This is a genomic window from Streptomyces rishiriensis, assembly GCF_003112535.1.
Lineage (GTDB): Bacteria > Actinomycetota > Actinomycetes > Streptomycetales > Streptomycetaceae > Streptomyces > Streptomyces rishiriensis.
The window spans coordinates 160,608-173,729 of record NZ_BEWA01000006.1; the positions used below are offsets into that span (position 1 = coordinate 160,608).

A 13,122-nucleotide genomic window follows, 5' to 3' on the forward strand; every position below is an offset into this window, starting at 1 on the left:
GCACGGACGTCAGTTGCGTCCGCACACCCGGATGAGATGTCCGTGCACGGCCGGCCGCGTCCGGGCCGGCCGTGCACGGTTCAGTCGTGCTCAAAGCAGTCGTGCTCAAAGCAGTCGCGCTCGGAGCAGTCGCGCTGAGCGGTGATCAGTTGACGGTGACGGCCGCGCCCGCGTCGGTCACCGGGGCGTACTTCGCGGTGAAGTAGCCGTTGGCGAAGCAGAGCGACGAGCCGGACGTCTTGGTGAAGTGCTGGCTGGTGAAGGTGATGCTGTTGTCGGCGTTGCTCGCGACGCCGGTCAGGCTCGGGGCCTGGTAGACGCAGTTGATGCTGCCGAGCAGCGTGCGCAGCACGACCGTGGTCTGGACGGTGGAGCCGGCCGCCGGGGTCACGGTCACGGAGCCGTCCGACCCCACGCTGGTGGTGTAGGGCAGGTTGTTGACCGTGACGCTGGTGACGCCGAGCACGCCGAGCACGTTGGCCGTGCAGCCGCCGAACGTGTGCGCGGTGAGCGACTCGGTGGCGGTGCCGGGCGCGGTCGGGTTGTCGGTCACGGTGGCGTTGAAGGCGGACGCGGCACAGGAGACACCGCTGGTGCCCGTCGCGCTGGAGTACAGCGTGGCGGTCGTGCCGCTGGCCAGGGACGCGTTGAGCACGTCACCGACGGCGACGTCGCCGTTGGCGGTCGTCAGGACCGCTCCGGCAGCGGAGGCCGGGGTGACGGCGGCGAGGGACAGGGCGGCGACAGTACCGGCAAGGGCCAGGAGGGAGCGGGAGCGGGTGCGGGTGCGCATGAGGGTGCCTCTTTCTCAAGGGGGGTTTACTACAGGGGAGTTGTTCGGTGCGAGGGAAACCGGCGCGTTGCATGGGAGCAACATGGGGGGACGCGTTCGGCGTCCACCGCTGCCGGCCCGTGACGCCTTCTCCGTACGTGACGGACCGACAACGGCAGGCGACCGGTGACCGGTCGGAGGCACTGGTGGGTGCTCCGGCCGGGCCGGGCGGAAAGGGCGACCGGCCGCGGCCACAGGGGGAAGCGGCCTTGCCGGTGCCGTGAAGGGATCGAGCCCGGACTGAGGGCCCGTGCTGGCTGAAAACGTCCGGGAGCGCGAGCTTGTCGCCGCGCTGCGGATCCGGCGCCACGGATCCGGGCTGGGCCAGGGAGAGTTGTAGACCTGATGTTCAGCCAACGTCAATAGCTGGAAAGGAACTTGATGGAGCGACAGATATATGCGAGCAGGTCGATCGGTACCGTGTTCCGCAGGTGGCACATAATGAACACTCTTTTTCCACATCTCCCTTGACCGCATGGTGTAACCATCGGTAACTTCCTCGACGGCTACTGCTGCGTAACGTGAAAGCCCTTGCGACTTCCGGGAGTCACAAGGAGACGTGCGCGGCAGCCGCTGTCCGCGCCAGGACAACGTGCCACTGAAGCCCAACCCGCATGACTTAGCGCATGGGAGCAGACATGGCCTCGTCCCCGGACGTCACGTCGTCCGCCGGCAACACCCCCGAGAACCCCGAAAGCGGTTCCACAGAGAGACGCGGCCGAGTCCGGCTGCGCCGGGCCGCCGTGATGGCGGTGCCCGCCACCTTCGTCGCCGCGGGTCTCGCGGTCCTCACCGCACAGGGCGCACTGGGCGTGCAGTTCGCGATCTCCGGCATGCCGTTCGTCGTCACCGCCGACCGGCTCGACGGTGAGGGCTTCGCGCAGTTCGGCGGCCTTGACAACATGATCGAGAACAGCCCGAACCAGGGCGACACCGGCGGCCAGGTCCTGGTCGTCACCTCGGTGGTGAAGAACGGCAAGATCACCAACATGTGCCAGAGCGTCGACCTCGGTGGCATCCAGCTCATCCTCAAGGCCGGCGGCGGTAACACCCCGGTGAGCGTGAAGAACCTGGCCATCGACTCCGACCAGATCACCGGCGACGCCGAGTTCAACAACATCGAGATCGGCCGCGACGCCAGCACCTTCGACAAGGTCCCGATCCAGGGCCCCGCGGGCGTCTACGGCCAGCAGGCCGACACGGTCGTCATCAAGAACCTGTACCAGCACAACTACGCGGCCACCGCGGCCGTCTTCAAGCTCCCCGGACTGAAGATGAGCTTCTCCAGCGAGGGCTGCAAGTAATGACCTTCACCCAGTGGCGGGACCGCTTCCACGGATGGAGAGGCCACCGGCCCTTCGCAGGCGGCGTGCTGCTCGTCCTGGGCGGCGCCGAGATCCTGGTGACCATGAAGGCACCGCTTCCGGTCATCCTGCACGTCGGCATGCAAGGGCTGGCGGGTTACCTCCTGCCCACCCTGATGGTGCTCTGCGGTCTGCTGATCCTGTTCAACCCGACCCAGCGGCTGTTCTACTCGATCATCGCGATCATGCTCTCCCTGGGCACCTGGCTCACCTCCAACATCGGCGGCTTCGTCATCGGCCTCCTGATGGGCGCCGTGGGCAGTTGCCTGGCCTTCGGCTGGGTTCCCGACCAGGAACCGCGCCAGAGCCGTCGCAGGCAGCGCGAGCAGAAGCAGACCGAGAGGACCGAGCGGACCGAGCGGACCGTCCAGACGGTCCACAAGGGCGGCCACCTGCCCGAGACGGGCAGGCCCGCCTGAGCCGGGTCGCGAAACCCTCTCTCCGGGTTTCGAATCCGCTCTCGTAACGCGCTGGACCGGAACGGGCCCGCAACCCCCGGCCCGCAAGGGCCTACGCGGACCGGACGGCACCAGACGGCCCCGGACGCCATCGGACGACAGCCGGAGCAGGCCGAACAGGAGCGGACCGGACCGGACCAGGCCGAGCCGAGCCGAGCGGAAGAAGAGCGGTACGGAACAGGTACAGGACGAATCCGACGCGCGGCCATGATGGACGGCCGCACGTCACCTCCCCGGCGGGGCCGGGCGACCAGCGCACAGCCGGCCGCCACCGGCTCCGCCGGTCTCGTCATCCCGGGGCGACTGCGAACTTTGCCGCACGCCCGGCCACCCCCTCGCGCCGCATGCCGCACGATCCCCGCCCCGCCCCCTCCGGCCCTCCCTCGCCGCCCACCCTCTGGCGGTATGGGCACCCGGTCATCCGCGCGTGGGCGCGGGCGTGGTCGTGTGGGCGTGTGCGTGTAGGCGTACGAGCGCGGGCGTAGGCGTGCGGGCGTACGCGTGCAGGCGGGCGGCAATTTATTGACGATCAGTGAATCCACCTGGTTTTTTCCCGTACTGGTCCGTACCGCAGGCCCACTGGATCACAATGCGGCACCGGCACCTCACCCCCGGTGGTTGCTCACTTGACTACCAGCGGTCACACACGGTTGGCTCCGAGCCAACGAATGTCCCCCGCCGGTGCCCACCCCCTCGCATCGGTGCCGCTCGCCCCGTCCCTCTGCTCTGCCGCACAGCGAGGTGCAGCCCCCCATGAACACTCCCCTCCCCGTTCCTCCCTCTTCCTCACTCCCGAGATCGTTGCGCCTCGCCGCCCTGGCCGCGGCGTGCTGCCTGGTGCTCGCCGGTTGCTCCGGCGCAGACCTGGCCGCCTCGACCACGGACAGGGCCGGCGGTTCGGCCGACCGCATCAAGATCGCCCTGATCACCCACGGCGCCAAGGACGACGCTTTCTGGGAGCTGGTACGCAAGGGCGCCGAGGCGGCGGCCGCCAAGGACGGCGTCGATCTGACCTATGCCAGCGACTCCGACGGCGCCGGACAGGCCGAGCTGGTGCGGGACGCGGTCCGCGACAAGGTCGACGGCATCGCGGTGACCCTGGCCAAACCGCAGGCCCTGCGAACTCCGGTGGCCGCGGCCAAGGCTGCCGGCATACCCGTGGTCGGCCTCAACTCCGGTATAGACGCTTGGCGTTCGACCGGACTCCTCGAATACTTCGGCCAGGACGAGAGCGTCGCGGGCCGCGCCGTGGGCGACAAACTGGACGGCCTCGACGTCAAGCACGCCCTGTGCGTCATCCACGAGCGGGGCAACGTCGCCCTGGAGGCGCGCTGCGCGGGCGTGAAGAAGACCTTCACCGGCGAGACGGACATGCTCTACGTGGACGGAACGGACATGGACGCGATGACCGCCGCCGTGACGACACGTCTGCGGCAGGACCCCGACATCGACGAAGTCATCACCAACGGGGCACAGTTCGCGATCGCGGCCGTGAAGGCGGCCGGTGAGGCGGGCAGCAAGGCCAGAATCGCCACGTTCGACCTCAACAAGGACCTGGTCACGGCCGTCCGCGACGGTCGAGTGCAATTCGCCGTCGACCAACAGCCCTATCTGCAGGGGTACCTGGCCGTGGACGGACTGTGGCTCCACCGGACCAACGGCAACGTCAGCGGCGGTGGCGTGGCTCCCGTACTGACCGGCCCTGCCTTCGTCACCCGGGCAAACGTCGCCCAGGTCGCACGCTTGGCCGCAGCCGGAACCCGCTGACCAGGCGGTTCTCCAGCCCGGTCTTCCTTTTCCCCCCCGCGCCGACTCCCTCTCCACCTCCCCTTCTCTCCCTCTCCTTCTCTCCCTCCCCGCTGATCGTTCCTAGGACGGCCATGTCTCCACGGTCAGGCGCCCGGCGCCGCCGTCTCGGCTCCATACGTCTCTCCCTGATCCTGCTGGCCCTGGTGCCCGGCGTCACCCTCACCGCCATGTGGGGTGTGACGACGACCCAGATGTTCACCGAGGGGCTTCGGCTGCGCGCGCAGACGGAACTGAGCCGGTCCACCGGTGCCATGGGCACCGAAGCGACGCTCGCGCTGCAGCAGGAGCGCAGTCTGTCGGCCGTGTGGCTGGCTTCCGGGCCCGGCGGATCCCAGGCCCCGCTGGAGGCGCAGCGCACGAAGACGGACGAAGCGGTCGCCAAACTGGTGTCCCGGGCGGACGACATCCACAAGGCGCCCGCCCGTGTCCGCGACCGGCTTTACTCGGTCGTCGCCTCCGTCAGCAGCCTGGAGTACTACCGTGGTCAGGTGGACGACCCCGTCGACATCACCGCCGCGCAGGCTCTGGACCAGTACACGTCCATCATTGACGACCAGATCCATGCCTTCCAGGAGCTGTCCCAGGTCGACGACGGCGACCTCACCTCACAGGCGGGGCCGCTCGTGGCACTGGAGCACGCTGCCGAGCTGGTCTCCGAAGAAGACCTGCAGCTCACCCTGGCCGGCCCCAAGGGCCGGATGGACGAGAAGACTTGGGCGCAGTTCGCGCAACTGGTCCACAGTCGTCGCTGGTTGGTGCAGGACCAGATCGTCCCCTCGCTCACCGGTGACGCGAAAGCGGCGACCGAGGAGATCCTGACGAGCTACCGGTGGCAGACCCTGGAGGCCATCGAGGACAAGGTGCTCGCCGCTCGCGCGAAACAGAGCGAAAGCGGTGACATCGTTTTGCCGGACGTGCAGAAGGCCTGGCGCGCCGCGCTCATCGACGTCTCCGACCAGTACTCGGAGCTGATCCGGCAGCAGACCGCGACCCTGCTGCAGCACAGCGCGGACGACTCCCGCGGGCTGCTGATCAAGGCCGCCTCGCTGAGCGCCGGCGGTCTCCTCGCCCTGCTGGTGTGCATCGGCATGTCCTGGCGGATCACCCGCTCCTTGTCGCGGCGGCTGCTCGGGCTGCGGATGGCCACGCTGAGCCTGGCGCACGAGCGGCTTCCGGACGTGGTGGCCCGGCTGGACCGGGGAGAGACCGTAGACGTGGACGCGGAGACCCCGCCACTGGACTACGGGAGCGACGAACTCGGTCAGGTGGCCCAGGCGTTCAACACCGCGCAGCGCACTGCCGTGCTCACGGCGGTGGAACTCGCCGACACCCGGCGCGGTTTCCAGAAGGTCATCCTGGGCATCGCCCGGCAGAGCCAGAACCTGGTCAACCTCCAGCTCAGCAAGCTCGACGCGCTGGAGCGTCAGCACCAGGACCCCGACGTCCTGAACGGGCTGTACGAACTCGACTCCACAGCAAGCCAGTTGCGACGCTACGAGGAGAACCTGGTCATCATCAGCGGTGGCCGGCCGGGGCGCAGCTGGGCGGAGCCGGTGGCTCTGATCGACATCCTGCGCAGCGCCGTCGGAGAGGTCGCCGAGTACCGGCGGGTGGAGGTGCACACCGAGGAGGAGGTGGCCATCGCGCCGCCCGCCGTGGCGGACGTCATCCATCTGCTGGCCGAGCTCATCGACAACGCGACCTCCTATTCGCCCGCACCGTCCCCGGTCGGGGTCCGGGCGACGCTGGTGGCCAAGGGGCTGGCGATCGAGGTGGAGGACCGCGGGCTCGGCATGCCCGAGGACGACTACGCGTCGTTCAACGAGCAGTTGGCGGTCCCTCCGCAGTTCGACGTGGTGGCGCTCGCCGACGACCTGCGCCTGGGCATGTTCGTGGTCGCCCGGCTCGCGACCCGGCACGGCATCGCCGTGACGCTGCGCTCCTCGCCGTACGGCGGCACCACCGCGATCGTGCTGGTCCCGCACGACATCGTGGTCCTCGACGCGGCCGACGACCGGTCCCCGGCGGACGACCTGCCCGACGCCCCCGCTGCCGCGGGGTCACTGCGCCCGGACACAGGCCTTACGCCCCGGGGACGAGGGCCGTCGGATCCGCCACGGCACGCGGACGCGAACGCTGCTGACACGGCGCGGAAGCCTGGCGTCGAGGCACCGGAGGACTCCGCAGTGACACGGGCTGCGCCCGCCGGCGAGGGACCGGGAGGGTCCGACCCGGAGCAGGACCCGGCCAAAGACCGAGCCAAGGACCCAGCCAAGGATCAGGCCAAGGACCAAGCCAAGGGCCAAGACCAGGCGCGGGAGCGTTCGGCGGTCCCGGTCCCGGTCCCGGTCGCGGTCCCGGGCCCGGAATCGGCCGGCCGTCCTGGTGGGCTTGTCCCGCTGCCCCGCCGGGTACCGCAGACCAGCCTCGCCACCGAGTTGCGCGACGACGCCGTATCCGCTGTCTGTGCCGGATACGCCGAGGAAAACGGTTTCCCGGACGATTTCACCGCCGAGCGCGCAGCCTCCTCGCTCGCCGGCTTCCAGCGCGGCACCCTGCTGGCCCTCGCCGACACGGACGCCGATGCCGATGCCGACGAGCCACACTCCGGACCTCAGGAGACGGCCGCCGTGCAGGACGTCGGCCCGCCGGTGACCGCCACCGGCGCCTCCAAGACCTCGCCCCCGCCCGCCGACCGCTCATGAAGGACACCGCGATGACACCCTCCGTCCCCGGCACCAACACCCAGCTCGACCAGCTGCTCACCGGTCTCGTCGACCGGGTCGCCGACGTCAACCAGGCCGTCGTGCTCTCGGAGGACGGCCTGGTGGTGAGCAAGTCCACCGGATTCCTGCGGGAGGACGCGGAACGGCTGGCGGCGACCGCGTCCGGCCTGATGAGCCTCAGCAAAGGCGTCAGCATGGATTTCCGCGGCGGCCCTGTGCGCCAGGCGCTCATCGAGATGGCCAACAGCTATCTGATCCTCACGTCGGCCGGCCCGGGCGCCCACCTCGTCGTGCTGGCGGGGAAGAACGCGGACGTCGGCGTGGTGGCGTACCAGATGAACATGCTGGTGAAGAAGATCGGCGAGCACCTCAGCGCGGCACCGCGGGCCCATGTCGGTCCCGCCGTCCGCACCAACGGCGGGTGAGGTGAGCGGAGGCGACGAAGCGGGCCGGCTCGTCAGGCCGTTCGCCCTCACCGGTGGACGGACCCGGCCCAGCCGCGCCGACTTCACGCTCATCACCACGGTGACCGCGGTGGACCCGCCGCCCGAACGGACGACGCGACCCCAGCCGGAGCACGGCCGGATGCTGCGGCTGTGTGCTCGGCCGGTCGCGGTGGCGGAACTCGCGGCTCATCTCGACCTGCCGGTCAGCGTGGTCGTCATCATGCTCTGCGATCTGCTGGAGGCGGGGCTGATCACGGCCCGGCCGCCTCGCTCAGTCACCGGCGCCCATGACCTGGATCTGCTGCAGAAAGTGAGGGACGGCCTTGGCCGGATCTGACACCGCCGCTTCTCCGGCCGCGTCGGCGGCGGCCCCCGACACGGTGAAGATCCTCATCGCGGGCGGCTTCGGCGTCGGCAAGACGACCATGGTCGGGGCGGTCAGCGAGATCACGCCGCTGCGCACGGAGGAGCCGCTGACGGCGGCGGGGCTGGACGTCGACGATCTGAAGGGCATCGAGGAGAAGCGGTCCACCACCGTGGCCCTCGACTTCGGGCGGATCTCCATCGGCGACGACCTGGTGCTGTACCTCTTCGGCACGCCCGGCCAGCAACGGTTCTGGTTCATGTGGAACGACCTGGCGATCGGTGCGCTGGGGGGCGGTGGTCCTCATCGACGTGCGCCGACCGGCGTCCAGCTTCGCCGCCGTCGACTTCTTCGAGCGGCGGAAAATCCCGTTCGTCGTTGCCGTGAACGGTTTCCATGGCTTGCACCCGTATCCCACGGAGGAGATCAGGGAGTCCCTGGCACTGCCGGAAAACGTTCCCGTGTTGCTGTGCGACGCGCGGGAACGTGAGTCGTGCCGCGATGTGCTGATCGCTCTGATCGACCGACTGATCGACGATTTCACCCTGCGGTCAACCCCACCCGACTGACCCCGGCCAAGCCACACACGCTCATCCCCCTGGACCCGCTGAAACTGCCTTGGGGGTAGGCGCCGACCTCTTGGGCAGGTCGCATCGCTCGGGCTGAGCCCGTCACACGGGCAGGACCCGTCAGTGGGCACCGGCCGCGCGCAGTACGGCGATCGTCTCGGGGTGGGGCCCCGTGGTGGCCCATTCGAGGGGCGTCAGCCCGGTGCCGTGGTCCTCGCGAAGTGCTGGGTCCGCGCCATGGGCGAGAAGGACGCGGACGGCCTCGACGTGGCCCCAACAGGCGGCCGCGCACAGCGGGGTGCCCTCGGCGCCGGTGCCGGTGCTCTCGGCGTCGGGCGGCGCGCCGGCCTCCAGCAGTCTGCGCGCCACGTCGGCCGCACCCTGGACACAGGCCGTATACAACGGGGTAGTGCCCTCGGCGTCGGCCGTCGCCGGGTCCGCGCCGGCCCGCAGCAAGCGGTCGACGTCCTGAGCGGTCCCGCACAGAGCCGCCGCGACCAGGCGCGACGTGAGTTTCTTCTGCCGTCTTCTGTTCACGCTCGCCGAGACTAGCCCGGGCCCGTGGACGGGATCTCCGGAATTTCCATGGGCCGCTCACAGGCACGAGGCGGGAAACCGCCAAGCGTGTCCCAGTGATTGACCTGTTCCCCTCTCGCCCCTACCTTCTGACCGACTCGCCGAACCGAGTTCGATATATCGAATATTCGGTCGGCGGCAAAGGGCACCCCGCACCCCCTGGAGCGCACATGACCCCCAACCCGTCCCGCCGCCTCTTCCTCGGCGCGGCCGCCTCCGTCCCGCTGGCCCTCACCCTCGGCGTCCCGGCCGCCCAGGCAGCCGACTCGGCTTATGTGATGGGGTACTTCACCGAGTCGACGAAGCTCGGCGACGGCACGGACTACGGCCTCCATCTCGCGGTCAGCACGGACGGGTTGCGCTGGATGCCGCTCAACCAGAACAACCCGGTGGTCACCCCCACCGAGGGCTCGCTCGGCCTGCGCGACCCGTTCATCCTGCGCAAGCAGGACGGCACCTTCGTCGTGCTCGCCACCGACCTCAAGGGCACCGACTGGAACTACGTCAGCCAGTACGTCCACGTCTGGAACTCGACCGACCTGCGCACCTTCACCGGCTACCACCGGCTGAAGCTGCACGACATGAACACCCATAGCTGGGCGCCGGAGGCGTTCTGGGACGCGAGCCGCGGCCAGTACGCACTCATCTACTCCGCCGTCAACAGCAGCGGCCACAACGTGATCATGGTCAACTACACCACCGACTTCGTCACCGCCTCCGCCCCTCAGGTCTTCTTCGACCCCGGCTACGACGTGATCGACGGCGACATGGCCGTCGGCGTGAACGGCGTCAACTACCTCTACTTCAAGAAGGACCAGACCCTGGTGGGCGCCCGGTCCAGCTCCCTCGACCCGGGCAGCTTCACGGTCTTCAACACGGGGGTCGCGCACGGCGGAACCGAGGCGCCGACCCTGGTCAAGTCCCTCACCTCCGCCACATGGTGGCTCTGGGGTGACACCTACACCCCCAACGGCGTGTTCTACGCCTGGCAGTCCACGGATCTGTCGGCGGGCACCTGGTCCCCGCTGGACCAGAGGACCTACACCCAGCCGGTCAACTCCAAGCACTGCGGCATCACGACGATCACGTCGGCCCAGTACACCAACCTCGTCGCCAAGTGGGGCGCCCCGGCCTGGAACCGTCTGAAGTCCTACAACTTCCCCGCGCGATACGTCCGTCACTCCGACTACGTCGGCCGCATCGACGAGTACCCGGTCGAGCCGTACAAGGACTCGCAGTGGACGCTGGTGCCGGGCCTCGCGGACAGCTCGGGCGTCTCCTTCCGATCGGTGAACTACCCGACCCGCTACCTGCGGCACTACAACTACCAGCTCCAACTCGACGTCAACGACGGGACCTCGACGTTCGCCGGGGACGCGACCTTCTACCGCACGGCGGGCCTGGCAGACGCCGGCTGGTCGTCGTTCCGCTCGTACAACAACCCGACCCGTTACATACGGCACTCGAACTACGTGCTGCGCATCGACCCGATCTCGACGGCCACGGAGCAGCAGGACGCCACGTTCTACGTCGGCTACTGAGCGCTACGTCGGCTACTGAGCGCTACGTCGGCTACTGAGCGAGGGCGGCGCGAGAACGCGTCCGTCTCACAGACCGGCCAGCACCGGCAGCAGTCGGACGGCCGTGGTCACGTCGTCGGTCAGAGGGCGGTCCTGCGTATCCGTGGGCAGGGCCGCCGTCGCCACCGCAAGCGCCGCGACGCGGGGCGGCTGCGTGTGCAATTTCAACGCCCTCACAGCGCTGACGAGTTCGCAGGCCAGGACGGTGGCGTAGGCGTCCACCGCGCGCAGGGTCTGGCGGGCGGCCTGGCCGGCGAAGCTGGCGGCCTCCTCCAGGCCCCGGGAGAGGACCGCGTGCCCCGCCGAGGCGGGCGCCGCAGCCGAACGCAGCTCCGCCAGAGCCGAATTGGCGGTGTACTCCAGGATCATCGTGCCCGAGCTGCTCACCGGTCCTGCGGCGAGGAACGGGGGCAGGCCGGTGAGTCCGGGGTCGCCCAGCGCAGCCAGGCGGGCGGCCGAGAGCTGGGCCGTCTGCAGCAGTGCCAGGACGGCAGCGTCCAGGGCCAGTCCCAGCGGCGCGGCGAAGAAGCCGCCATGGTGGTACGCGGCAGCGGCGTCGGCATCCATGAGCGGGTTCTCGGACGGGCAGTTGATCTCCACCTCGACGACCTCGCGCAGTCGCTCACAGGCGTCCAGCACGCACCCATGTACCTGTGGAAAGGCCCGAAAACCGAAGGGGTCCTGGATGCGCCCTCCCGAGCGGGGCGGCGGCTCGTCGGGGAGCCCGAGCAGCCGCCGCACCTCGCTCGCCGCACGGGCTGCGCCGGGATAGGGACGCAGGGCGTGCACAGGCGCTGCGTAGGCCTCGGGTGAGCCGGACACCGCAGCTAGGGACAGCGCGGCGACGGCATGCGTGGCCCTCAGCAGCACCTCCAGCTCCCCCTGGGCGAGCGCGGCCTGGCCGAGCGCGAGGGCGTTGCTGCTGAGCAACGCCAGGGCGTCACCGGCCCGCAGGACGACGGGAGCGGGAGTCCCGGCGGCGGTCGCGGCAGCGCGAGGGACAGAGGTGGAGACGGGGACGGGGACGTGTCCGCGGGCTGGAATCCCAGCGGCGGGAGGGACGTGGGCCGAGGGTCCCTGGGTAACCGCTCTCGAAAGCGCGTCGAGGGGCGCGTCGGCGGAACGGCCGGCGGGGACCATCACGAAGCGCACCGGGCCGGCGGGCCCGTCACCGCGAGAGCCCTCGAAAGCGAGCGAGTTCGGGCGCGCGGACGCAAACATGCCAGGAACCGCTTGTGCAACGGGAGAAGCTCCACCATGGAGCCCGCCGCCCACAGCGACCCCAGCAACCCCAGCAACGCCGGTAACGGATTCAGTAACCGGTTCAGTATCTGAATCGGCAGCGGTGACGGCTGCCACGGGCTGGGCAACGGCGCTGGAAACGCTTACAGCAACAGGCTGAGCGCGCACTCCGGAATCGGTCGGGCCCACGAGACCCCCCGACCCGGTCGCGTCCCGCGAGCCTGCCCGCTTCGGGTCCGTCGTTCCCGTGCCTGCCGACCCCGGTTCTGCCAGCCCTGAGTTCGGCTTCCCCGGCTTCCCCGCCTCCGCCGCCGACTCCCACGTTTCCGCCCCGTCGCACCTCCGCCGGGTCGTTCCACTCCCCCGCTCGGCCGCCTCGGGGCCCTGCTCGGCCGCCTCGGGCCCCTGCACGGCCGGCGCGTGCCCCTGCCCAGCCGGCCCGTAGCCCTGCCCGGCCGCCCCGCTCCCCTGATCGGCCGCTCCGCTCCCTTGGGCAGCGGTGTTTCCGGCCGGTCCTGCCCCACATGCCGAACCGTGCGACTCGGGGCGCGTCCAGGGGCGTTCGCCGATGAGCGTCAGGCCCGTCTGGGCCAGGGCCGTCAGGTCACCGGTGCCGATCCCGCCGTACTCGTTGACGGCCGGGTGGACTCCCAGCCGAAGGGCGTCGGCGAGGGCGTCGATGAAGGCGGGCTGGATGCCGGAGCCGCCGGCGAGCAACTGGTTGGCGCGCACCGCGAGCATCGCGCGCACCTGGCGGGCGGGAAGCAGGGCCCCCGCGCCGCCCGCGTGGCTGCGCAGGAGGCGCAGGCCGTGCGCGGTCTCGTCGTCCTCCTCGACCGGCACCGAGCGCTGCGCGCCGACACCGGTGCCACGGCCGTACAGCCGCCCAGAGGCGGCGAGGCGCTGTGCGGTCCGCCAGGAGCGCTCGGCCCGGTCGCGCGCCTCGGGGGCGACCGTGGGCACGACTTCGCCGTCGGCGAGCGTGAGCAGCTCGACGACGGTGAGCCTGGTTCCGTCCAGGACGACCTGGGCGCCCTCTCGATTCGGGGACACCCGGGTCGGTCCGTTTGCGGTTGCGGTGACGTCCAACGGATCAGCAGTCCAGCGGTCCGGCAGCGAAGGAGTTCGGCGGCGGTAGCAGTGTGGCGGCGAGCGG

At 70.0% G+C, this 13,122-nt stretch carries 10 protein-coding genes and 1 pseudogene; 8 read left to right on the top strand and 3 right to left on the bottom strand.

The window, feature by feature from the left end:
- Positions 1-145: 145 nt before the first annotated feature.
- Entirely contained in the window at positions 146-793 is a 648-nt protein-coding gene (locus Sri02f_RS12095) for a Tat pathway signal sequence domain protein (RefSeq protein WP_109001147.1), read from the bottom strand.
- Positions 794-1,470: 677 nt separating this feature from the next.
- On the opposite strand from Sri02f_RS12095, the gene Sri02f_RS12100 reads away from it, so the two are divergent.
- The 7 genes and pseudogenes from Sri02f_RS12100 to Sri02f_RS12130 all read left to right on the top strand — a co-directional run bounded on the left by Sri02f_RS12100 (position 1,471) and on the right by Sri02f_RS12130 (position 8,568).
- Complete coding sequence (locus Sri02f_RS12100) at positions 1,471-2,136, top strand: DUF6230 family protein (RefSeq protein ID WP_109001148.1); 666 nt, start codon at positions 1,471-1,473, stop codon at positions 2,134-2,136.
- The gene (locus Sri02f_RS12105; RefSeq protein ID WP_109001149.1) at positions 2,136-2,615 is read left to right on the top strand and encodes a DUF6114 domain-containing protein; all 480 of its coding nucleotides are present in this window, start codon (positions 2,136-2,138) and stop codon (positions 2,613-2,615) included. The genes Sri02f_RS12100 and Sri02f_RS12105 overlap by 1 nt, the downstream gene beginning before the upstream one ends.
- A gap of 792 nt (positions 2,616-3,407) precedes the next feature.
- The gene (locus Sri02f_RS12110; RefSeq protein WP_109001150.1) at positions 3,408-4,421 is read left to right on the top strand and encodes a substrate-binding domain-containing protein; all 1,014 of its coding nucleotides are present in this window, start codon (positions 3,408-3,410) and stop codon (positions 4,419-4,421) included.
- A 113-nt stretch (positions 4,422-4,534) separates the two neighbouring features.
- Positions 4,535-7,168: a sensor histidine kinase gene (locus tag Sri02f_RS12115; protein WP_109001151.1), complete on the top strand. Its 2,634-nt coding sequence runs from the start codon at positions 4,535-4,537 to the stop codon at positions 7,166-7,168.
- 11 nt (positions 7,169-7,179) lie between these two features.
- Positions 7,180-7,614 carry a roadblock/LC7 domain-containing protein gene (locus Sri02f_RS12120; protein ID WP_069767649.1) on the top strand — a complete coding sequence of 145 codons (435 nt, stop codon included), beginning with the start codon at positions 7,180-7,182 and terminating at the stop codon, positions 7,612-7,614.
- 1 nt (position 7,615) lies between these two features.
- Positions 7,616-7,972, top strand: coding sequence for a DUF742 domain-containing protein (locus Sri02f_RS12125; RefSeq protein ID WP_109001152.1), 357 nt, complete (start codon positions 7,616-7,618; stop codon positions 7,970-7,972).
- Positions 7,959-8,568 (top strand): annotated as a pseudogene (locus Sri02f_RS12130) (GTP-binding protein). Before Sri02f_RS12125 ends, Sri02f_RS12130 begins: the two are co-directional and overlap by 14 nt.
- Positions 8,569-8,688: 120 nt before the next feature.
- Here Sri02f_RS12130 and Sri02f_RS12135 read toward each other — a convergent pair.
- Positions 8,689-9,105 (bottom strand): ankyrin repeat domain-containing protein, encoded by a 417-nt coding sequence (locus Sri02f_RS12135; RefSeq protein ID WP_109001153.1) that lies wholly within the window; start codon positions 9,103-9,105, stop codon positions 8,689-8,691.
- Positions 9,106-9,314: 209 nt separating this feature from the next.
- Here Sri02f_RS12135 and Sri02f_RS12140 point away from each other — a divergent pair, with 209 nt between their 5' ends.
- Positions 9,315-10,685 (top strand): glycoside hydrolase family 43 protein, encoded by a 1,371-nt coding sequence (locus tag Sri02f_RS12140; RefSeq protein ID WP_109001154.1) that lies wholly within the window; start codon positions 9,315-9,317, stop codon positions 10,683-10,685.
- 66 nt (positions 10,686-10,751) lie between these two features.
- On the opposite strand, the gene Sri02f_RS42695 is transcribed toward Sri02f_RS12140, so the two are convergent.
- Positions 10,752-13,019: an aromatic amino acid lyase gene (locus Sri02f_RS42695; protein ID WP_245970605.1), complete on the bottom strand. Its 2,268-nt coding sequence runs from the start codon at positions 13,017-13,019 to the stop codon at positions 10,752-10,754.
- Positions 13,020-13,122: the final 103 nt, after the last annotated feature.

What these genes read in the sequence shown, in the direction of transcription:
- Sri02f_RS12095 (WP_109001147.1), bottom strand. Translation starts at nt 793, where the DNA reads ATGCGCACCCGCACCCGCTCCCGCTCCCTCCTGGCCCTTGCCGGTACT.
- Sri02f_RS12100 (WP_109001148.1), top strand. Translation starts at nt 1,471, where the DNA reads ATGGCCTCGTCCCCGGACGTCACGTCGTCCGCCGGCAACACCCCCGAG.
- Sri02f_RS12105 (WP_109001149.1), top strand. Translation starts at nt 2,136, where the DNA reads ATGACCTTCACCCAGTGGCGGGACCGCTTCCACGGATGGAGAGGCCAC.
- Sri02f_RS12110 (WP_109001150.1), top strand. Translation starts at nt 3,408, where the DNA reads ATGAACACTCCCCTCCCCGTTCCTCCCTCTTCCTCACTCCCGAGATCG.
- Sri02f_RS12115 (WP_109001151.1), top strand. Translation starts at nt 4,535, where the DNA reads ATGTCTCCACGGTCAGGCGCCCGGCGCCGCCGTCTCGGCTCCATACGT.
- Sri02f_RS12120 (WP_069767649.1), top strand. Translation starts at nt 7,180, where the DNA reads ATGACACCCTCCGTCCCCGGCACCAACACCCAGCTCGACCAGCTGCTC.
- Sri02f_RS12140 (WP_109001154.1), top strand. Translation starts at nt 9,315, where the DNA reads ATGACCCCCAACCCGTCCCGCCGCCTCTTCCTCGGCGCGGCCGCCTCC.